The sequence below is a fragment of the Stenotrophomonas sp. FBCC-B152 genome (assembly GCF_059134105.1).
Genome location: NZ_CP101442.1, coordinates 1373477 through 1392662 on the forward strand (window position 1 = coordinate 1373477; position 19186 = coordinate 1392662).

Here is a 19186-nt window from a genome sequence, read left to right on the forward strand (position 1 = left end):
TGGTGTCGGCGCTGGAAGGGCGAGCTGGACGGTCACCACTGTGCGCCGATCAGGCGCGGCTCCGGTTCGATGGGTACGCCGAACGTCTCCAGCACCGAGGCGGAAATGCGCCGCGCCAGCGCGAGCAGTTCGGCACCGGTGGCGTTGCCGTGGTTGACCAGCACCAGTGCGTGCTGGGGCGCCACGCCGGCATCGCCCTCGCGGAAGCCCTTCCAGCCGCAGGCTTCGATCATCCAGGCCGCCGAGAGCTTGCGCCGGTCGTCCTGGTCGGCCGGGTACACCGGCAGGCCGGGGAAGTGCTGCAGCAGCACCTCCACCTGTTCCAGCGGCAGCACCGGGTTCTTGAAGAAACTGCCGGCATTGCCGAGCACGTCCGGGTCGGGCAGCTTGCGCCGGCGGATTGCGATCACCGCATTGGCCACGTCGGCGGCCACCGGCAACTCCACGCCCATCGCCTGCATCTCTTCGGCAATGCCCGCATAGCCCAGGCGCAGGTCATGCAGCAGCGGCAGGCGCAGCTCGATGGCGCTGATCAGGTAGCGGTCCGCATCGTGCTTGAAGACACTGTCGCGGTAGCTGAAGGCACAGGCGTCGGCGTCAAGCCGCACCCATTCGTTGTTCTGGCGGTCCCAGGCGTCCACCGCCTGGATGAACTCATCAACCTGCACGCCATAGGCGCCGATGTTCTGGATCGGCGCCGCGCCGGCCGTGCCGGGAATCAGCGCCAGGTTCTCCAGCCCGGACAGGCCGTTCTGCAGCGACCACATCACCAGCCCGTGCCAGTTCACGCCGGCGCCGGCACGCACCACGGTGTGGTCGGCACGGTGTTCCAGCACTTCGATGGAGCGGTTGGCGAACACCAGCACGGTGCCGGGCACGTCGTCGGCGATCAGCACGTTGCTGCCGCTGCCGAGCACCAGCAGCGGGTGGCCGGCCACCTGCGGCAGGGCCAGCACATCCGGCAGCAGGGTGGCGTCGTGCAGCTCCAGCAGCTGTTCTGCGACCGCGTCGACGTGGAAGGTGTTGAGGGCCTTCAGTGAGGCGTTTTCGGTCAGCGACCAGGCAGGCATTGCAGTACTCATAGGGGGGCCACCGCGCCACGGCTGGGGGCTTCGCGGCGTCGGCGGATCGCTTCGACGCAGTCGTGCACCAGCGCCGGGCCGCGGAAGATCAGGCCGCTGTAGCACTGCACCAGGGCAGCACCTGCGGCCATCTTGGCCACGGCATCGGCACCGGACAGGATGCCGCCGACGCCGATCAACGGGGTGGATTCGGGCAGGCGCGCGCGCAGGCGGCGCAGCACCAGGGTGGACTGGCCCAGCAGCGGCGCGCCGGACAGGCCGCCGGCTTCGCTGGCGTTACGGTCACCGGCCACCGCGCTGCGGTCGACGGTGGTGTTGGTGGCGATCACGCCGTCCACCTTCAGTTCGCCCAGCACGCGCGCTGCGGCATCGATGTCGCGGTCGCTCAGGTCCGGGGCGACCTTGACCAGCATCGGGACCCGCTTGCCATGCTTGGCGGCCAGTGCTTCCTGGCTTTCGCGCAGCTGCGATACCAGCTGGCGCAGCGCGGTTTCTTCCTGCAGTTCGCGCAGGCCGGCGGTATTGGGCGAGGAGATGTTGACGGTGATGTAATCGGCCAGCGGGTACACCTTCTGCAGGCAGTGCTGGTAATCGTCGAACGCCTGCTCGTTGGGGGTGTCCTTGTTCTTGCCGATGTTGATGCCAAGCAGGCCGCCCTGGCGCCGCGAACGTTCGACATTGCGCACCAGCGCATCCACGCCAAGGTTGTTGAAGCCCATGCGGTTGATGATCGCGTGGTGGGCAGGCAGCCGGAACAGGCGCGGTCTGGGATTGCCTTCCTGTGGCCGCGGCGTGATGGTGCCGATCTCCACGAACCCGAACCCCAGCGCGAACAGCGCGTCGATGTGCTCGCCATTCTTGTCCAGGCCGGCACCCAGGCCGACCGGGTTGGGGAAGCTCAGCCCGAACACGTTGGTCGGCAACGGGGCAGGGCGGCGTGCCACCAGCGGCGTGGTGCCGGTACGGTAGGCGAGCTCAAGCGCACTCAGGCCCAGGCCATGGGCGCGTTCGGCGTCCAGGGAAAACAGGAAGGGTCGGGCAAGCGAGTACATGGCGTCCAGTCAGTCCAGCGTGCCGACGAAGGCACGGGTTTGGTATTCAAAAGCAATTTTGCCATCGACCGCGTGCGCATCGAACAGCTGCTGCAGCGCCTCCAGCATCGGGGCGTGGCGCGGGTGGCCCGGCGGCGGGGCATACGATGACGACAGCAGGCGGCCGCGCAGGCCATCGGCGTCCATGTACTGCGCGTTCGGGAACCGGGCGATGCCGCGCAGGCCCGGGCCGAACCACGCGCGCATGGCATCGTCGTCCTGGTAGCGCTCGGCCACCTGCGTGTAATCGGTGCCGAACTCCAGCAGCAGCTGCTCATAGCCCACCAGGAACGGCGAGGCGTCTAGCAGGCGCGAGTTCCAGAACACCAGCGCCAGGCCTTCCGGGTGCAGGATGCGCTTCCATTCGGTGCGCACCGCGTCGGTGTCGAACCAGTGGAAGGCTTGTGCCGCCGCAACCAGGCCGACGCTGTCGTCGACCAGCGTGGTGGCTTCGGCGGTGCCGTCCACCAGCTTCAGGCGCAGGTACTCTTTGGCCAGCAGCGCTTCGGCCGCCTCGCGCATGGCCGCGTTGGGTTCCACCGCGATCACCGGATGCCCGGTGGCCAGGAACAGGCGCGTGGAGATGCCGGTGCCGGCGCCGATGTCGGCGACCAGGGTTTCGGTGGGCACGCCGATTTCGTGGTGCAGCCAGTCCAGCAGGGCCGGGGGGTAGTCGGGCCGGTAGCGCACATAGTCCGCCACGCGGTTGCTGAAACGCTCGGTTGCGTCCGATGGGCTCATGCGCACCTCAGGAGAATTGGGGGATCAGCAGGGTCAGTCCACCCAGGAACAGAATGAACAGCAGGACCGCGAGGAAGCTGGTCACCACCATCACATAGCCCAGGATCAGGCCGGCCAGCGCCATGCCGTCCCCTTCCAGCTCCAGCGGGCGGCGGCGGATCTCGGCGCGGGCCAGGTGGCCGGTGATGATGGCCGCCACGCTGCCCAGGAACGGCAGCGCGGTCCAACCCAGGATGCCGGCGATCAGGCTGATCAGGGCCATGGCGCTGGTTTGGCGGGGCGGGAGGCTCATGCGGCTCCTGGGGGAAGGTGGGACAAGGGAATCATAGGGCCAGCGAGGGGTTTATCCCATCAGGACCTGGCCGCCGTCGACATTCAAGGTATGCCCGGTGATCCAGCGCGCCATCGGCGAGCACAGGAACAGGGCGGCATCGGCGATTTCCCGTGGCTGGCCGAAGCGGCCGAACGGGATTTTGGCCAGGGTGCCGTGATAGAGGTCCGGGTCCTGCTCGCGCCGGCGTGCCCACAGCCCATCCTCGAACTCGATCGAGCCGGGGGCAATGGCGTTCACCCGGATCCGGTGCGGGGCCAGCGCCAGCGCCTGCGAGGTGGTGTAGTGCATCAGCGCGGCCTTGGCGGCGCCGTACGGGGCGGCGCCGGGGCGTGGCTGCTGGGCGGCGATCGAGGCCAGGTTGAGGATGCAGGCATCGGCCGACTGCTTCAGCCAGGGCAGGGCGAGGCGGGAGGCGCGCACCGCCGACATCAGGTCGACGCCCAGGCTGGCTTCCCAGCCGGCCTCGTCGTCGGTCATGCCGTAGCCGGTGGCGTTGTTGATCAGCACATCGATACCGCCGAGCGCGTCTGCCGCACTGGCCAGCCAGTGCTCGATATCGGCCAGGCGCGAGAGGTCGGCGACAGCGGTATGCAGCGACAGCCCCTGGGCAGCGGCGTCATCGCGCAGTGCGACCAGGCCGGCTTCGCCGCGGGCGCACACCGATACACGGGCACCCGCAGCGGCAAAGGCCAGTGCCATCGCACGGCCGATGCCTTTGCTGCCACCGGCCACCAGTATGCGGCGGCCGGTGTAATCCAGGCTGGGGCGTTCAACCATCACAGGTCGAACTTGATGCCCTGGGCCAGCGGCAACGAATCGGAGTAGTTGATGGTGTTGGTCTGGCGGCGCATGTAGACCTTCCATGCATCCGAACCGGACTCACGGCCACCGCCGGTGTCCTTCTCGCCGCCGAACGCACCGCCGATTTCCGCACCGGAGGTGCCGATGTTGACGTTGGCGATGCCGCAGTCCGAACCGGCGGCCGACAGGAAGCGCTCGGCCACCTTCAGGTTCTGGGTGAAGATCGACGAGGACAGGCCCTGCGGCACGCCGTTCTGCATGTCGATGGCTTCGTCCAGCGTGCTGTACTTCATCACGTACAGGATCGGCGCGAAGGTTTCGTGCTGCACCACTTCGTCGCTGTTCTTCAGCCCGGTGACAATGGCCGGCAGCACGAAGTTGCCGGCGCGGTCGATGCGGGTACCGCCGGTTTCGATGGTGCCGCCGCTGGCCTTGGCCTTTTCGATCGAGGCCAGGAACTGCTGAACGGCGCTGTCGCTGTTGAGCGGGCCCATCAGGTTGGCCGCATCGGTCGGATCGCCGATCTTGCCTTCCACCTGCTTGTACGCCTTGACCAGCGTGGCCAGCACGTTGTCATGGATCGATTCGTGCACGATCAGGCGGCGCGTGGTGGTGCAGCGCTGGCCGGCGGTGCCGACCGCACCGAACACGATGCCCGGGATGGCCAGCTTCAGGTCCGCGCTTTCATCCAGGATGATGGCGTTGTTGCCGCCCAGTTCCAGCAGGCAGCGGCCCAGGCGGTGGGCCACCTTCTCGGCGACCTGGCGGCCGACCTGGGTCGAACCGGTGAAGCTGATCAGCGGCACGCGCTTGTCGGCCACCAGCTTCTGCGACAGCTCGGTGCCGGCGTCGTTGACCAGGAAGAAGATGTCCGGGAACCCGGCGCCACGCAGCGCTTCATTGCAGATGCGCATGGACGCGATGGCGGTCAGCGGGGTCTTGTTGGACGGCTTCCACAGGCACACGTCACCGCAGATCGCGGCCAGGAACGAGTTCCAGGCCCACACCGCCACCGGGAAATTGAACGCACTGATGATGCCGACCAGGCCCAGCGGCTGGTACTGCTCGTACATGCGGTGGCCGGGGCGCTCGGAATGCATGGTGTAGCCGTACAGCATGCGGCTCTGGCCCACGGCGAAGTCGGCGATGTCGATCATCTCCTGCACTTCACCGTCACCTTCGGGCTTGCTCTTGCCCATTTCCAGCGCCACCAGCGAACCCAGCGCATCCTTGTTGGCGCGCAGTGCTTCGCCACACAGGCGCACGGCCTCGCCACGGCGCGGGGCCGGGGTGGTGCGCCACACCTTGAAGGCTTCCTGGGCACGGGCCACGATGGTTTCGTAGTCGGCGTCGGTGGTGGCGTGCACCTGGGCGATGGCCTCGCCGGTGGTCGGGTTGACCGAGGTGATCACGCCCGCGCTGGTGGCCGACGACCACTCGCCGTTGCCAAGGTAGGTGCCAGCGTTGGTCGCGTCGAGGCCGAGCGCCTTGAGCAGGTCAGAGGACATGCAAACTCCTGTTGCGGATCGAAAAAGGGCGCAGCCGCTGGCAGGGTGGGGGTGCGGCGTGCAGACCCGTCATTCTATCAGGAGCGCCCAGCCGGCATTGCCGCAACGCCACACGGCGCTGCCCGCCGGGTCGCGCCGACCGCTAGAATGGACACCATTGTTCGCCCCCAGGAATCTGAATGAACGTTACCGTTGCAGAAGGCGTGGTCGTTGGGAACCGTCTCCCGTTCGTGCTGTTTGGCGGCCTGAATGTGCTCGAAGACCTCGATTCGACCCTGCACGCGGCCGAACACTTCACCAAGGTCACGGCCAAGCTGGGCATCCCGTACGTCTTCAAGGCCTCGTTCGACAAGGCCAACCGCTCTTCGATCCATTCCTTCCGTGGCGTGGGCCTGGATGAAGGGCTGCGCATCTTCGAGGAAGTGAAGCGCCAGCTCGGCGTGCCGGTGATCACCGACGTGCATGAAGTGGCCCAGGCCGCCCCTGTAGCCGAAGTGGTCGACGTGCTGCAGATCCCGGCGTTCCTGGCCCGCCAGACCGATCTGGTGGTGGCCATCGCCCAGACCGGCCGTGCCGTGAACATCAAGAAGCCGCAGTTCCTCAGCCCCACGCAGATCAAGCACATCGTGTCCAAGATCCGCGAAGCGGGCAACGAGAACATCATCCTGTGCGAGCGCGGTTCGCAGTTCGGCTACGACAATCTGGTCGTGGACATGCTGGGCTTCCGCGAAATGATCGAATCCACCGGCGGGCTGCCGGCGATCTTCGACGTCACCCACAGCCTGCAGCGCCGCGATGCCGGCAGCGAAGCCTCCGGTGGCCGCCGCCGCCAGGTGGCCGAACTGGCCCGTTCGGGCATGGCGCTGGGCCTGGCCGGCCTGTTCCTGGAAGCGCACCGCGACCCGGACCACGCCCGTTGCGACGGCCCCAGCGCCCTGCCGCTGAGCGCGCTGGAACCGTTCCTGGCCCAGATCAAGGCCGTGGACGAGCTGGTCAAGGGCTTCGCGGAGCTGGAAATCCGCTGACCCCGGCGTACCCGCGCGGCGCCATCGGCCTTGGTCCTGTCGCTGAATGTGGGTATCCTTCACCGCTGCACGCACGCAATGTGCGCGCAGCCTGCGGCCAGGCACGCTCGCCTGGCCCGCACATGGCCCCGTAGCTCAGCTGGATAGAGCGTCCCCCTCCTAAGGGGAAGGTCGCCCGTTCGAATCGGGCCGGGGTCACCATCGCCCACTTTCGCGGATGACGAACCGACGGGGCCTGCACGCTGCCATCGCCGTGCATTGACGAGTTGCCTGTCAGGGTGCCTGCAACGCCACTGCGCAGGAACTCCCCCATGTCCATTGAACATCGCCTCGAGTTTCCGTGGCAGCCAACAGCGCAGGTGCCCGCGCCCGGTCCATCCCCCGAGGCACCGTCGCCGCCCGTGGAGTCGCCTCCGGCGCAGGATCCGCCCGCACAGGATCCTCCCAGCGAAATTCCACCGGAACGTGATCCTCCCGCCGAGCAACCTCCCTTGGAGGCGCCGCAGCCTTCGCAGCAGGAATGAATCAAACACGCCGCGCACTGCGCGGCGTTTTCGTTTTCCGGAGTACATCGCATGTGACGGTCGCGTCGCATGCCAAACACTGATCGACAACACCGCGTTTGCGCTGCGCAGACATCACTTAACACTGCAATTTCAAGCTCACGACAACTTCATTGCGAATGCGAAAAAGTGGATTCACCCCGACACGGGTCAACACGAAATTCTCTTCAGGAGTAGAAATCAGTGAGCACCGAATCCAAGACCGCGCACACCCTCAATGACCTCATCGAGATCGCCCGTGATGGCAAGGACTTCTACACCGAAGCCGCCACCAAGGTGAAAGATGCCGAGCTGTCCGCGCTGTTCACCCGCATTGCCGGCGTCAAGGCCGACATCGTCACCCGACTGAGCAGCACCGTGCGGGCGACCGGCGAAAAGCCGGCCGAACATGGCACCGTGGTGGGCACCATGCAGCAGTTCTACGGCAAGGTCCGCGCCACCCTGGGCGATACCCAGTATGGCTATGTCGCCGAACTGGAAGAATCCGAAGATCGCCTGCTGAAGGCCTTCAGGGACGCAGCGAATGACAGCGATACGCCGCCTGCCGCGCGCCAGGAAGTTACCAGCCTGCTGCCGATCGTCGAGGAAACCCACCAGGTCATGCGTACCCGCAAGCACGCCATGAAGCAGTAAGCGGCTGCGGCGGTTCCAGACCGCCAGCAACCGCCAGCAGACGCCCCGGCTCCGCCCGGGGCGTCTGCGTATCAGGGGCCTGCGCGATTCCGGACCCCGCCGTACGGGTGTTCTGGATATGGTGCATACTCGATCACAGGTACCGTTGGGATTGCTCATGGAACACATGCGTTGGCTCACGCTTCGTCTTGGCAACAACCAGTCCATCGGGCCATTGGTTCTCAAGGAACTATGGTCCAACGCGTGCGAGACGAACCAGTCGTCGGTGACCCGCGATACCGACGGCCGATCGACGGCCTATGCGCTGCATGCGCCGACGTCGCTTGCGTATCCGAAGCGGGCCGAGCTGCGCATGCGCGAGCTGCTGGAGAAGGCGGGTTACACCTTCACGATGGGCTCCCTGGCAGATCGCCCGGCGCCGCAGCCGGTGCGCTTCCGCTAAGCCAGGCTACCTTGCCTGGCGAGAGAGGGGCAGTACCCGGCGCATGATGCGCACTGGCACGCCCGTGCGATGTGTCTGCCGCTCCAGTGGCTCCCAGCCGAGCTGCGCATAGAGGCCGCCATCATCGTGCTCGGTCTGCAGGAACACTTCGCGCACGCCGTAGCCCTGCGCTTTCTGCATCAGTGCCGCTATCAAGTCGCTGGCGAGCGCATGCCCACGGTGCGACGGGCTTACGTAAACGCCACCCAGCCAATGCAGCCGTTCGGGGCGCTCAGTACGTTCGTGGAATTTGAGCTGTGCGGCGGCAACGGGCACGTCGTTGTCCGTGGCCATCAGCAGCACGGGCAGCTCGTTGTCGTGCAGGAACACTTCCAGCCGCTGCTGTTCGTCTTCCAGCGTCCAGCCGGGCACGCGGTGTCCCCAGGTGTCGAAATACCAGCGTGCAACAACGGGCAACAGGTGCGGGGCATGGCTCAGGGTCAGAAACGGCATCGGGTACTCCCTGTACGGCGCGACGGTACTTCCCATGACTACACCCCCGTTATACCACCGGGGTATTGGGCCCTTGCCGTGACGCGTTGCAGGTTTTGAGAACCGCGCGCAGACTTGGAACTTCGGTCACGCCTGTGCTCACGATGTCTTCACCCGCCTTCAACCTTCGCCGCTATGGCCGCTCGTCGAGCGTGGACCACCACGCGTTCGCCCAGTGGGTGGTGCCGGTGCGTGGCGAACTGGCGTTCGAGCTGGAGGGGCGGGGCGCGCGCCTGGATGCGCTGCAGGGCGCTTTCGTGGCGCCCATGGCCGGGCATGCGCAGACCGCCGGTGAAGACGACCGCTTCCTGATCGTGGACTGCCCGGCGGAGATGTTCGACGACGACACGCTCGAACGCCTGCATCGCCAGCCCGTATTGGCGCTTCCGGCACAGGTTCGCGCCATGGCACAGCGGGTCGGGGGAACGCCCAACGAACGCGTGAATGACGATACGGTTCGCTGCGAGCTGCCCGGACTGCTGCAGGCATTCTCGCTGGCGGGCAGTGCCACTCGCCTGCAGGCGGTGTGTGCGCGGATCGAGTGCGCACCCGGCCAGGCCTGGCCGGTGGAGCGCATCGCCAGTGAGGTCGGGGTGAGCGGCAGCCGCCTGCACGCGCTGTTCCGCCAGGCGTTCGGGCTCAGCCCGCAGGCCTGGCTGAGCGCCAGCCGGTTGCGCTGGGCCCGGGGGCGGCTGGCGGCCAGCGATGCGTCCATTGCCGACATCGCCCAGCACGCCGGCTATTCCGAGCAGAGCGCGCTGACCCGCGCACTGCGCCGGGAGTGGGGCATGACCCCGGCCGACTACCGCCGCCGCTACCGTCCCGCGCAGTAGTCTCGGTCAAGATCGTCCACCGCACGGCGCCTACACTGGCGCGGACTTTCTGTTGCCGGGCATGTGGTTGCTGATGAATCGTTCGATGGGCGTGGGTATCGCCAATGGCGTCGCTGCCGGCGCGCCGTGGGGCGTGGTGTTCCTGGCACCGGCGGTGCTGAGTCATTTCAGCGCCGTGCAGCTGTCAGCCGGCCGTTACCTGATTTATGGGCTGATCGCCGTGGTGCTGCTGGCGCCGCGCTGGCGCGAGCTGCGCGAGCGGATCGGCATGGCCGAATGGCGCGGCCTGCTGTGGCTGAGCCTGGCGGGCAACCTGGTGTATTTCGTGCTGCTGGCCCATGCGGTGCAGTGGGCGGGCGGGGCGGCGGCGTCGCTGATTGTCGGGCTGATTCCCGTGGTGGTGACGGTGGCCGGCGTGCGCGAGGAAGGCGCAGTGCCGCTGCGCCAGCTCGCGCCTGCATTGACCCTGTGCCTGTTCGGGGTAGGGCTGGTGGGCTATGAGGCGCTGCAGTCCGAGCATGCGCAGGGCTCGGCCAACCAGCGCCTGCTGGGCCTGCTGTGCGCGTTCGGTGCGTTGTTTTCGTGGGCGCTGTACTCCATCGGCAACAGCCGCTGGCTGGCGCGGCGCTCGGACATTTCCGGCCACGACTGGTCGCTGCTGACCGGCGTGGCCACCGGTGCGCTGGCGCTGCTGCTGGTGCCCAGCGCGTTTGTCGTCTCAGGCCCGTCGCACGCGCCGGTCGACTGGATGTGGTTCTGGGTCATCAGCGCCGGTGTGGCGGTGGTCGCCTCGGTATTTGGCAACGCCTGCTGGAACCGGGCCAGCCGCAACCTTCCGCTGACCCTGACCGGGCAGATGATCGTATTCGAGACGCTGTTCGCGCTGCTGTACGGCTTCGGCTGGCAGCGGCGCTGGCCGACCCTGATGGAAGCGGTGGCGATCGTCTGCCTGGTCTCCGGCGTGCTGTTGTGCGCGCATGCACACCGCCCGCCGCGGATGGTGGCCGAGCACGCCGGCTGATTCCGTTGTGGGGCCTGGATGGTCACATTCGCAACTTTTTGGCCGACATTGCCTGCTGTTCGTCGCGTTTGAATTTTTGCGCTGCAACACTTGACAAGCACCCGGTCGGCGTAGTTTTCTTGGTCCATGGTCCTTGCCGCCGCCACCGTCACGCTTCGCTCCACCGCCCTTACCGGCGGCATGCGCAGCGTTGCCCTGGCCACCGGTACCACCACCATTACCACCGTCACCACTCGCCTGGTGCGGCCCGTCGTCTTCGCGTAACTACCGAAAACAACGGCCCCGCACCAGATCAGGTTGCGGGGGATCTCCTTCAGCCTGAATGACGCGGGGCCTCGAATCGAGGTCAGCATGTCTTCTGTCGCCGCTTCACCCGATGCCGTTGCATCGCCTGCATCCTCCGCACCGCTGCGTGCGGCCACCTCGACGGTCGTGCACAAGTTCGGCGGCACCTCCGTGGCCGATGCCGACCGCTACCGCCACGTCGCCCAGCTGCTGCTGGCCCGCGACGAAGCGGTGCAGGTCACCGTGGTGTCGGCCATGAAGGGCGTGACCGACGCGCTGATCGCGCTGGCCGGTGCCGCTGCGGACAACGCGCCGCAATGGCGCGACGACTGGCATGCACTGCGCGCGCGCCATCGCGGTGCCGCGGTGGCCCTGTTGGGCGAGCACGCGGGCGACACGGTGGAATGGCTGGATGCGCGCTTCGACCACCTGGCCGAAGTGCTGGGCGCGCTGGCGGTGATCGGTGAGCTGCCCAACGAGGTGCTCGACCGCGTGCAGGGCCTGGGCGAGGTGTATTCGGCGCACCTGCTGGGCCACTACCTGCGCAGCATCGGCGAGGACTGCGCGGTGCTGGATGCGCGCGAGGTGCTGGTGGTGGACCGCGGCGAACTGGGCGTGGACGTGGACTGGGTGCAGAGCGCGCAGCGCCTGGCGGTTTGGCGCGACGCACATGCGGCCGCGCGCGTGGTGGCCACCGGGTTCGTGGCGCGCGACCGCCGTGACCGGGTGACCACGCTGGGGCGCAACGGCAGCGACTATTCCGGCGCGATCTTCGCGGCGCTGTTCAATGCCGACGAGCTGCACATCTGGACCGACGTGGACGGCGTGCTCTCGGCCGACCCGCGGGTGGTGCCCGAAGCCGTGCAGCTGGAGGCGCTCAGCTACGACGAGGCCTGCGAGCTTGCGTATTTCGGCGCGAAGGTGGTGCACCCGCAGACCATGTCGCCCGCCATCGAGCGCGGCCTGCCGATCATCATCCGCAATACCTTCCATCCGGATCACCCCGGGACCCGGATCACCGCCGAACGCACCAGCTCGGGCCCGATCAAGGGACTCACCCTGAGCCCGGAGCTGGCGCTGCTCAACCTGGAAGGCACCGGCCTGATCGGCGTGCCGGGCACGGCCGAACGCGTGTTCGCCGCGCTGCGCAATGCGCACGTATCGGTGGTGATGATCTCGCAGGGTTCGTCGGAACATTCGATCTGCTGCGTGGTACGCCAGGCCGAGGCGCAGCGGGCGCGTGATGCGCTGCTGCATGCGTTCGCGCACGAACTCAGCCTGGGCCAGGTGCAGCGCGTGCAGCTCACCGACAATGTCAGCGTGCTGGCAGCGGTGGGCGATGGCATGGCCGGGCAGCCGGGCGTGGCCGCGCGCCTGTTCGAATCGCTGGGACGTGCGCAGGTGAACATCCTGGCCATCGCGCAGGGCTCGTCCGAACGCAACATCTCGGTGGCCGTGGACAGCCGCCACGCGACCAAGGCGCTGCGCGCGGCACACGCCGGATTCTGGCTGTCGCCGCAGACCTTCTCGGTCGGCGTGATCGGTCCTGGCAACGTCGGCGCGGCGCTGCTGGACCAGTTGCTGGTCGCGCAGCCCACGCTGCTGACCCGGGCCAACGTGGACCTGCGGGTGCGGGCGGTGGCATCGCGCAGCCGCATGCACCTGGATGCGCGTGGCGTGCAGGGCGACTGGCGCGCCGCCTTGGCCGGGCAGGCGCAGGCGACCGACCTGGACCAGTTCACCGAGCACCTGCTGTCGGCGCACCTGCCGCACGCATTGATCGTCGACTGCAGCGGCAGCGCCGATGTCGCCGACCGCTATGCCGGCTGGCTGGCGGCCGGCATCCATGTGGTCACCCCCAACAAGCAGGCTGGCGCGGGTCCGTTGCAGCGCTACCACGCCATCCGCGAGGCCGCCGCCGCTACCGGCGCGCGCTTCCGCTATGAGGCGACGGTAGGCGCGGGCCTTCCGGTGATCACCACGCTGCGCGACCTGGTCGATACCGGGGATGAAGTGCTGGCGGTCGATGGCATCTTCTCCGGCACGCTGGCCTGGCTGTTCAACAAGTACGACGGCCAGGTGCCGTTCTCCGAGCTGGTCGCGCAGGCGCGCGGCATGGGCTACACCGAGCCGGACCCGCGCGACGATCTGTCCGGCGTGGATGTCGCGCGCAAGCTGGTCATCCTGGCGCGCGAGGCCGGCCGTGAACTGAGCCTGGAACAGGTCAGCGTGGAAAGCCTGGTGCCCGAGGCGTTGCGCCAGGCCAGCGTGGACGACTTCATGAGCGGGTTGGCATCGGTGGATGGCGCGTTCGCCGAACGGCTGGAGCAGGCGCGCGCACGCGGTGCGGTGCTGCGCTACGTGGCGCGGTTGTCAGCGGATGCCGCGGAGGTGGGGCTGGTGGAGCTGCCGCTCGGCCACGCGTTTGCCAACCTGCGCCTGACCGACAACGTGGTGCAGTTCACCACGCGCCGCTACTGCGAGAACCCCTTGGTGGTGCAGGGCCCGGGTGCCGGTCCGGAAGTGACCGCTGCGGGTGTGTTCGCCGATGTGCTGCGGGTCGCGGCGGGTGAAGGAGCGCGCCTGTGAGTCCAGACCAGGTGCGGGAAGCACGCGCGTTCTCACCGGCATCGGTGGGCAATGTCGCCGTAGGGTTCGACATCCTGGGGCATGTCATCGCGGGCGTGGGCGACACCGTGACCGTGCGCCGCAGTGACGCGCCGGGCGTGCGGATCCTGGCGATCCGGGGCACCACGGTGGATCTGCCGCTGGAAGCGGCCGACAACACCGCAGGTGCAGCGCTGCTGGCAATGATCGACGCGCTGGCGTTGCCGTTCGGCTTCGAACTGGAGATCGACAAGGGCATCGCGCTTGGCTCGGGCATGGGCGGCTCGGCGGCGTCGTGCGTGGCCGCGCTGGTGGCGGCCAATGCACTGCTGGATGCGCCGTTGTCGCGCGAAGCGCTGTATCCGTTCGCGCTGACCGGCGAGGCGGTGGCCAGCGGTGGCCGGCACGGCGACAACCTCGGGCCGATGCTGCTGGGCGGGTTGGTGCTCAGCACGGCGGATCGGCTGGTGAGCATTCCGGTGCCCGCCGGGTGGCACAGCCTGTTGGTGCATCCGGACGCCGTGCTGGAAACGCGTCGCGCGCGCGCTGCCCTGCAGGGCAGCTACGCGCTCTCCGAGTTCGTCACGCAAAGCGCGAGCCTGGCGCTGGTGCTGAGCGGTTGCTTCCGCAGTGATGCCGAGCTGGTGCGCGCCGGCCTGCGTGACGTGCTGGTGGAACCGCGCCGTGCCGGCCTCATCGAGGGATTCTCCGCCGCGCGCGAGGCCGCACTGGGTGCAGGTGCACTGGGTGCCAGCATTTCCGGGGCCGGCCCCAGCGTGTTCGCGTGGTTCGACAACCAGGCGGCCGCGCAGGCGGCACAGCGCGCCGTGCAGGATGCCTTCGCCGACGCGGGCTTCGACAGCCAGGGCTGGGTATCGCCGTTGAACGCGCCCGGGGCACAGCTGCTGTGAGCGCCGCTTCCACTCTTCTGCCAGGATCGTCCATGGAATTCGTTTCGACCCGCCACGCCGCACCCGCGGCCACCCTCAGTGCCGCCATCGCCGCCGGTCTTGCCCCCGATGGCGGGCTGTATGTCCCGCAACAACGACCGCAGCCGCAGCGCTGGCAGGCGCAGGGCAGCCTGGCGCGCAACGCCGAAGCGGTGCTGGCGCCGTTCTTCGCCGGCGACGCGCTCGCCCCGCACCTGTCCACCCTGTGCGAGGAGGCGTTCAACTTCCCGGCGCCGCTGCGTGCGCTGTCCACCCCGGGCGACCACGTGCTGGAGCTGTTCCATGGGCCGACCGCCGCGTTCAAGGACTTTGGCGCACGTTTCCTGGCGGCCAGCCTGGCCCAGCTCCAGCGTGACCGTGCCCGCCCGCTGACGATTGTAGTGGCCACCTCGGGCGACACCGGCGCGGCCGTCGCGGCGGCGTTCCATGGCCAGCCCGGCATCCGCGTAGTGGTGCTGTATCCCGATGGCCGTGTCTCGCCGCGCCAGGCGCACCAGCTGGGCTGCTTTGGCGACAACATCCACGCGCTGCGCGTCGCCGGTTCGTTCGACGATTGCCAGGCGATGGTGAAGCAGGCCCTGAGCGACCGTGAGCTGCAGGCAGAAGTGCCCTTGAGCTCGGCCAACAGCATCAGCCTGGGCCGCTGGCTGCCGCAGATGAGCTATTACGCCGACGCGGCGCTGACCCACCATGAGGCGACCGGCGAGGTGCTGAACCTGGTGGTGCCCACCGGCAACCTCGGCAACGCGATGGCGGCGGTGCTGGCACGCGCGATGGGCCTGCCGCTGGGCCAGATCGCACTGGCCACCAACGCCAATGACGTGCTGCCGCGCTTCTTCCACGGCGGCGAATACCGGCCGCTGCACAGTGTGGCCACCTTGGCCAACGCGATGGACGTCGGCGCACCCAGCAACTTCGAGCGGCTGCGCTGGCTGTATGAAGAAGACGACGACGCACTGCGCGCAGCGTTCCGTGTCGAGGCGGTGGACGATGCCGCGATCCGCGAACTGATTGCACGGCGCCATGCGGCAGCGGGCGAGGTCTTCTGCCCGCACACCGCTACGGCGGTGAAGGTGCTTGAACAGCTGCGTGCCGAAGGCGTGCAGGGCCATTGGGCAGTGGCCGCAACCGCGCACCCGGCCAAATTCGAATCGGTGGTCGAACCGCTGATCGGCCGCCCCCTCGAGGTGCCCCCGGCGCTAGCGGCGCTGCTGGAACGCCCCGCGCATGCCGAACCCTGCCCACCGCATTACGCGGCGCTGAGGGAATTCCTTGAGGCGTGATGGATGTGCGGCCGGGCAGGGCGCGGCGCTACGCGCCGCAGAGGATCTGCAGGCCGGCTTCGTCGAGGATCTCGACGGTGTTCAGATGGGGCAGGGCAATCAGGCCCTGCTGGCGCAGCTTGGTGAATGTCCGGCTCACCGTTTCCATCGTCAATCCAAGATGGTCGGCAATATCACTGCGCCCCATCGGCAGGGTCACCCGCAACCCATTCCCGCCCAGCCGCGCTTCGCGCGCGGCCAGCCGCAGCAGGAAATCGGCCAGCTTTTCGGCTGGCTGCAGGCGGCCCAGCGCCAGCGCGGCATCGGCCGCTTCGTCCAGTGCCTGGCAGGCGCGCTGCAGCAGCTTGCGCTCCAGGTGCGGATAGCGTGCGCGCAGGTCCTTCATCGGGGCCAGGCCCACGCGGCAGACCCGGCTGTCGGCAATGGCTTCGATGTCGTAGCGGTGGTTGTCGCTGCCGGTCAGGCCGAGATAGTCGCCGGGCAGCACGAACCCGCTGATCTGGCGGCGGCCATCGGCCAGGGTGCGGACCAGCCGCAGCGCACCTTCGGTCAAGGTATAGACATGTTGGCGGGCCTCGCCGGCGCGGGCCAGGGTGGCCCCCAGCGGCAGCGGCTGCGACACCGTGACCCGTTCCAGGGCCTGGACCTCATCAGGCGACAGCGCCGAACACACGGCCAGGTGGCGCACCGAGCAGTGCAGGCAGTCACGCAGCGGCGAGCAGCCCGGTGCGGGATCTTCTACAGCGGCAACAGCGGTTCCGGAGTGGGGCCGGGTCATGTCTAACCAGGGAGCGGGGCCTGCCTATGATACGTCATGCGGCGGTTGGCCCGGTTCGGCGCGGCCGATGACGGCCGCGCGGCCCGGCTGCGGCTAGAATATGCAGCTCGCTCTTCCCCAGTTCCCCGCAGGAGTCCCGCAAGTGATCAAGCCCCGTACGCCGCCCGGCATCATGGAATTGCTGCCGCGCGAGCAGATCGCGTTCCAGCGCATGCTGGACGTCATCCGCCGCAATTACGAGCGGTTCGGGTTCCTGCCGGTGGAAACCCCGGTGTTCGAGCTGTCCGACGTGCTGCTGACCAAGTCCGGTGGCGAGACCGAGCGCCAGGTGTATTTCGTGCAGTCGACCGGTGCGCTGGCCAATGCGGCCGAGGCGGGTGACAAGAGCCTGCCGGAGCTGGCGCTGCGCTTCGACCTGACGGTGCCGCTGGCGCGCTACGTGGCCGAGCACGAACACGACCTGACCTTCCCATTCCGTCGTTACCAGATGCAGCGGGTGTACCGCGGCGAGCGCGCCCAGCGCGGCCGTTTCCGCGAGTTCTACCAGTGCGACATCGACGTGATCGGCAAGGACAGCCTGAGCACGCGTTATGACGCGGAAGTGCTGGCGGTCATCCATGCGGTGTTCGCGGAGCTGCGCATCGGCGATTTCTCGGTGCAGCTGAACAACCGCAAGCTGATGCGCGGTTTCTTCGAAAGCCTGGGCGTGGCCGACGGCGAGCGCCAGATGGCGGTGCTGCGCGAGGTCGACAAGCTGGACAAGCGCGGCCCGGATTACGTGCGTGAAACGCTGACCGGCGAAGGCTTCGCGATTCCGGCCGAGCAGGTGGACCGGATCCTGGCGTTCGTGGCGGTGCGTTCGAGCAGCCATGCCGATGCGCTGGCGCAGCTGGATGCGCTGGTGGCCGATGGCGCTGCCAGCGAGACGCTGAAGCTGGGCGTGGCCGAGCTGCGCGAAGTGCTGCAGCTGGTGAAGGCGCTGGGCGTGCCGGAAACGGCGTACTGCCTGAACTTCTCGATCGCGCGTGGCCTGGATTACTACACCGGCACGGTGTACGAAACCACGCTGACGGACCATCCGCAGATCGGTTCGATCTGTTCGGGCGGCCGTTACGAGGACCTGGCCAGCCACTACAGCAAGTCCAAGCTGCCGGGCGTGGGCATCTCCATCGGCCTGACCCGCCTGTTCTGGCAGCTGCGCGAGGCGGGCCTGATTGCAGGCATCGAAGACAGCAGCGTGCACGCGCTGGTGGCGTTGATGGACGACAACGGCCTGGCCGATTCGCTGGATATCGCCCGTCGCCTGCGCGTGGGCGGCATCAACGCCGAAGTGCAGATGGAGCCGAAGAAGATCGGCAAGCAGTTCCAGTACGCGGCCAAGGCAGGCATCCGCTTCGTGGTGCTGGCTGGTGAAGACGAGCTGGCGCGTGGCGTGGTGGCGGTGAAGGATCTGCTGCGCGAGCAGCAGTTCGACGTTGCCCGCGATGAGCTGGCGAGTGCGTTGCAGGTGGAGCTGGAGCAGACGCGCGCGATGGCGTGAGTCTTCGCTTCCTTCTGCAGGCAACCACGGCACCTTTGGGTGCCGTTGTTGTTTTTGGGGGTCTAATTGCTTGGTTTCACTCTGCACCCGGCGTTGCCGGGTGCTTCATGCATTCGTGCGGAAAGCCTGTTATCACCCCATCCCTGGTTTGGCGGGACGGTGCGGGTTTGCGGGACACGCTGCAAGTACATCCATGTAAGCTCGTTCGCGCCATCCATGGCGCTCTACGGTCCCGCAAACCCGCCCCGTCCCACCTTCGACAGGTGGTTGGTGGCCAGGGAGAGAAGCGAAAGCGCCTTCGTTTTGGGGTCATGCGTTACCGCGTGTGGAGGGTTTCCGGGCAGTCGTCTGGCGACCGACCCTACCGCTGTGCTTCGGGCGTTATGGCTGGCAGCGGTAGGGTCGGTCGCCAGACGACTGCACTGGCCAATGCAGCGCCCGGTAACGCCTGAAAACCATCGAGCCCGGCCTTTGATCTCCCATGGCCACCAACAGACCGTCGAGGGTCGGCGGGGGCGGGTTTGCGGGACCGTAGAGCGCCATGGATGGTGCGAACGAGCCCCCATGGATGGGTTTACGGCGTGTCCCGTAAACCCGCACCCGCCGGCCCAGTTCAGGCCATGCGAAGGCCGCCGGCTGTTCGTCCAGATCCATCGCCAGCCGGGCGGCGCCCGGCGACAGACCGCGATGCGGGATCCCCGCGTGAACAAAGGCCTGAACCTGAACGGAGGGATCAGAGACCTCAGGTGGATTTGGCTTCAGCCCGCTTTTGCGCTAATGTAATAGCACGCTATTACATTGATACGATGAAAATCCGCCCTGTCCCCCGTGAAAAAGACCCCCAGGCCGACCTGGACAGCCTTGCCGGCGCCTTTGCCGGCCTGTCCAGCGCCGAGCAGGTCACTGCGTTCCTGCGCGACCTGTGCACCCCGGCCGAGCTGGAGGCGCTGTCCGACCGCTGGAAGGTGGTGCCGCTGCTGCGGCAGGGCGTGCCGTATCGCGAAATCCATGAATTGACCGGTGTCAGCGTGACCACCACCGGGCGCGTGGCGCGCTCGCTGGACCATGGCCACGGCGGCTATGCCGCCGCCATTGCCGCGACCGCCACGCCTGCATCCCCAGAATCCGAGTAGAGACC

At 67.7% G+C, this 19186-nt stretch carries 19 protein-coding genes and 1 tRNA gene; 12 read left to right on the forward strand and 8 right to left on the reverse strand.

Translation table 11 applies throughout. The features are described 5' to 3' along the window. Positions 1–32 precede the first annotated feature (32 nt). The 6 genes from murB to amaB are packed head-to-tail and all read right to left on the reverse strand — an operon-like array spanning position 33 to position 5557. Positions 33–1082 carry a UDP-N-acetylmuramate dehydrogenase gene (gene murB / locus NMB40_RS06640; RefSeq protein ID WP_494360519.1) on the reverse strand — a complete coding sequence of 350 codons (1050 nt, stop codon included), beginning with the start codon at positions 1080–1082 and terminating at the stop codon, positions 33–35. Continuing rightward, a complete protein-coding gene (locus NMB40_RS06645; RefSeq protein ID WP_282245497.1) occupies positions 1079–2134 on the reverse strand; it encodes a quinone-dependent dihydroorotate dehydrogenase in 1056 nt (351 codons plus the stop codon). The genes murB and NMB40_RS06645 overlap by 4 nt, the downstream gene beginning before the upstream one ends. A gap of 9 nt (positions 2135–2143) precedes the next feature. Continuing rightward, the gene (locus NMB40_RS06650; RefSeq protein ID WP_494360520.1) at positions 2144–2914 is read right to left on the reverse strand and encodes a class I SAM-dependent methyltransferase; all 771 of its coding nucleotides are present in this window, start codon (positions 2912–2914) and stop codon (positions 2144–2146) included. A gap of 7 nt (positions 2915–2921) precedes the next feature. After that, positions 2922–3206, reverse strand: coding sequence for a DUF4190 domain-containing protein (locus NMB40_RS06655; RefSeq protein ID WP_494360521.1), 285 nt, complete (start codon positions 3204–3206; stop codon positions 2922–2924). A gap of 51 nt (positions 3207–3257) precedes the next feature. Next, positions 3258–4025: an SDR family NAD(P)-dependent oxidoreductase gene (locus NMB40_RS06660; RefSeq protein WP_494360522.1), complete on the reverse strand. Its 768-nt coding sequence runs from the start codon at positions 4023–4025 to the stop codon at positions 3258–3260. Further along, entirely contained in the window at positions 4025–5557 is a 1533-nt protein-coding gene (gene amaB, locus NMB40_RS06665; RefSeq protein WP_494360523.1) for an L-piperidine-6-carboxylate dehydrogenase, read from the reverse strand. The genes NMB40_RS06660 and amaB overlap by 1 nt, the downstream gene beginning before the upstream one ends. A gap of 179 nt (positions 5558–5736) precedes the next feature. On the opposite strand from amaB, the gene kdsA reads away from it, so the two are divergent. The 4 genes from kdsA (at position 5737) to NMB40_RS06685 (ending at position 8220) form a co-directional block, all read left to right on the forward strand. Next, the gene (kdsA, locus tag NMB40_RS06670) at positions 5737–6582 is read left to right on the forward strand and encodes a 3-deoxy-8-phosphooctulonate synthase (RefSeq protein ID WP_093534453.1); all 846 of its coding nucleotides are present in this window, start codon (positions 5737–5739) and stop codon (positions 6580–6582) included. A gap of 124 nt (positions 6583–6706) precedes the next feature. Further along, a tRNA-Arg gene (locus tag NMB40_RS06675) sits at positions 6707–6783 on the forward strand. Positions 6784–7328: 545 nt separating this feature from the next. Then, positions 7329–7778 (forward strand): PA2169 family four-helix-bundle protein, encoded by a 450-nt coding sequence (locus tag NMB40_RS06680; protein WP_494360524.1) that lies wholly within the window; start codon positions 7329–7331, stop codon positions 7776–7778. A 157-nt stretch (positions 7779–7935) separates the two neighbouring features. Further along, positions 7936–8220, forward strand: a complete 285-nt coding sequence (locus NMB40_RS06685) for a hypothetical protein (RefSeq protein ID WP_494360525.1) — start codon at positions 7936–7938, stop codon at positions 8218–8220. A gap of 6 nt (positions 8221–8226) precedes the next feature. On the opposite strand, the gene NMB40_RS06690 is transcribed toward NMB40_RS06685, so the two are convergent. Continuing rightward, positions 8227–8712 carry a GNAT family N-acetyltransferase gene (locus NMB40_RS06690; protein ID WP_494360526.1) on the reverse strand — a complete coding sequence of 162 codons (486 nt, stop codon included), beginning with the start codon at positions 8710–8712 and terminating at the stop codon, positions 8227–8229. Between the two features lie 143 nt (positions 8713–8855). Between NMB40_RS06690 and NMB40_RS06695 the strand changes: the two genes are divergently transcribed. The 6 genes from NMB40_RS06695 to thrC all read left to right on the forward strand — a co-directional run bounded on the left by NMB40_RS06695 (position 8856) and on the right by thrC (position 15730). Continuing rightward, the gene (locus tag NMB40_RS06695; protein ID WP_494360527.1) at positions 8856–9584 is read left to right on the forward strand and encodes a helix-turn-helix transcriptional regulator; all 729 of its coding nucleotides are present in this window, start codon (positions 8856–8858) and stop codon (positions 9582–9584) included. A gap of 73 nt (positions 9585–9657) precedes the next feature. Continuing rightward, complete coding sequence (locus tag NMB40_RS06700; RefSeq protein WP_494360528.1) at positions 9658–10605, forward strand: DMT family transporter; 948 nt, start codon at positions 9658–9660, stop codon at positions 10603–10605. 126 nt (positions 10606–10731) lie between these two features. After that, the gene (locus tag NMB40_RS06705; protein WP_481505684.1) at positions 10732–10869 is read left to right on the forward strand and encodes a hypothetical protein; all 138 of its coding nucleotides are present in this window, start codon (positions 10732–10734) and stop codon (positions 10867–10869) included. Between the two features lie 87 nt (positions 10870–10956). Continuing rightward, positions 10957–13479 (forward strand): bifunctional aspartate kinase/homoserine dehydrogenase I, encoded by a 2523-nt coding sequence (thrA, locus tag NMB40_RS06710; protein ID WP_448142544.1) that lies wholly within the window; start codon positions 10957–10959, stop codon positions 13477–13479. Further along, positions 13476–14408 (forward strand): homoserine kinase, encoded by a 933-nt coding sequence (locus NMB40_RS06715; RefSeq protein ID WP_494360529.1) that lies wholly within the window; start codon positions 13476–13478, stop codon positions 14406–14408. The genes thrA and NMB40_RS06715 overlap by 4 nt, the downstream gene beginning before the upstream one ends. Before the next feature lie 32 nt (positions 14409–14440). Further along, entirely contained in the window at positions 14441–15730 is a 1290-nt protein-coding gene (thrC, locus tag NMB40_RS06720; RefSeq protein ID WP_494360530.1) for a threonine synthase, read from the forward strand. A gap of 28 nt (positions 15731–15758) precedes the next feature. On the opposite strand, the gene NMB40_RS06725 is transcribed toward thrC, so the two are convergent. Further along, positions 15759–16508, reverse strand: coding sequence for a Crp/Fnr family transcriptional regulator (locus NMB40_RS06725; RefSeq protein ID WP_282245461.1), 750 nt, complete (start codon positions 16506–16508; stop codon positions 15759–15761). 142 nt (positions 16509–16650) lie between these two features. Here NMB40_RS06725 and hisS point away from each other — a divergent pair, with 142 nt between their 5' ends. Beyond that, positions 16651–18048 carry a histidine--tRNA ligase gene (gene hisS, locus NMB40_RS06730; protein WP_494360531.1) on the forward strand — a complete coding sequence of 466 codons (1398 nt, stop codon included), beginning with the start codon at positions 16651–16653 and terminating at the stop codon, positions 18046–18048. Positions 18049–18854: 806 nt separating this feature from the next. Beyond that, entirely contained in the window at positions 18855–19181 is a 327-nt protein-coding gene (locus NMB40_RS06735) for a YerC/YecD family TrpR-related protein (protein ID WP_282247999.1), read from the forward strand. The last annotated feature ends 5 nt before the right edge of the window (positions 19182–19186 follow it).